General features: G+C 64.2%; 1 pseudogene. It reads left to right on the top strand.

Going from position 1 to position 1,088, the window contains the following annotated elements:
- Window positions 1–15 precede the first annotated feature (15 nt).
- A pseudogene (locus F3H35_RS18715) lies at window positions 16–1,088 on the top strand (FAD-dependent oxidoreductase); the annotation flags it as partial.

Below are 1,088 nucleotides of genomic sequence, written 5' to 3'. Positions count from 1 at the left end.
TGGCTGGAAAACGCGATGGACCGCATGCCGATCCTTGCCGAACTGGGTATCACCCGCGAAGTGCATGGCGCGATTTCCCATCCGCCTGACGGCAATCCGCTGATCGGCCCGGCGCCGGGGTTGAAGAACTACTGGTGCTGCTGCGGCACACAGATCGGCATCGGCTGGGGCCCCGGGCTGACGCGCGAACTGGCCAACTGGATCGTGTCGGGCACGCCCGAGATCAACATGCGCGAATTCGATCCGCGCCGGTTTGGACCCTATGCCGACCAGAGCTATCAGATCACGAAGGCCAAGGAAGACTATCTTCTGCGTCACGAGATCCCGTTCCCGCATTTCAACCGGCTGGAAGGTCGGCCTGTCAAACCGTCGCCGCTCCATGACGCGCTGAAGGCAGAAGGGGCGGTTTTCGAGGAGGTCTATGGGCATGAGCGCCCGCGCTGGTTCGCGCCCGAAGGTGTCGAGGCCAAGGATATCTATGGTTTCCGCCGCACGGCGCTGCACGACATTGTGGGCGCCGAAGTGCGCGCCGTGCGCGAGCGGGCGGGCGTCATGGATATTTCGGCCTTCACCAAGGTCGAGGTTTCCGGCCCTGATGCGAGGGTTTTCCTCGATGGTCTTGTCGGCAACAGGCTACCGGCGCCGGGTCGGATCGCCCTGACCCATATCCTCAACGACGCGGGGCGGATCGAGCTGGAGACCACGGTCGTCGCCTTGACCGAAGACCGGTTCTACCTTGTCTGCGCTGCCTTCTTCGAGCAGCGGCTTGTCGACAACCTGACCTTCGCGCTGAAGGGCGAGGACGTGACGATCACCAACCGGTCGTCGGATTGGGGCGCCTTTGCCCTGAACGGCCCGCGCGCCCGAGATATCCTGCGGGCCTGCACGACATCCGAGCTTTCGAATGCCGGGTTCAAGTGGATGACCGCGCAGGAGATCGAGGTGGGCGGCCACAGGCTTTGGGCCTTCCGGATGTCCTATGCCGGTGAGCTTGGCTGGGAATTCCACGGGCCGCGCGATGCCATTTCCGGCGCGTTCCGGGCCGTCAAGCTGGCAGGCAAGGCGCATGGGCTGGCCAATTACGGCTC

Origin of the sequence: Roseovarius litoreus, assembly GCF_900142765.1 — a bacterium.
Lineage (GTDB): Bacteria > Pseudomonadota > Alphaproteobacteria > Rhodobacterales > Rhodobacteraceae > Roseovarius > Roseovarius litoreus.
This window is presented reverse-complemented; position numbering and strand designations above follow the sequence as displayed.